This is a genomic window from Tritonibacter sp. SIMBA_163 (genome assembly GCF_046535935.1).
In the GTDB taxonomy this organism is placed as follows: domain Bacteria; phylum Pseudomonadota; class Alphaproteobacteria; order Rhodobacterales; family Rhodobacteraceae; genus Epibacterium; species Epibacterium scottomollicae.
This window is the reverse complement of the sequence record NZ_JAWJBP010001573.1, coordinates 1-228: the sequence shown is the minus strand read 5'-3', so window position 1 is coordinate 228 and position 228 is coordinate 1. Positions and strand designations below refer to the sequence as shown.

Here is a 228-nt window from a genome sequence, read left to right as displayed (position 1 = left end):
ATATTGAAGAGTCAAAACGTGCATTCGGCCAATTGAAAAAAGCGCTTTGCGGGGAACTTGAAAAGCAAAGGCAGCGCTACCTGGAATTGGATGAACGGGGGCTGGAACAAAACGAGCGGCAGCAAGAAGAACTTTCGCGCATCGAACGGCTAATGGCCGGCTTGTCAGTGTCGATCGACGTGCCGGAAGATATCGAACAAGCGATGGCCGATCATCAAACGCAATTGG

General features: G+C 50.9%; 1 protein-coding gene. It reads left to right on the top strand.

What is annotated here, in order from left to right; all coding sequences use genetic code 11:
• Positions 1 to 228: hypothetical protein (locus R0J92_RS27555; RefSeq protein ID WP_411054016.1), on the top strand; the 228-nt coding region annotated here is incomplete at both ends.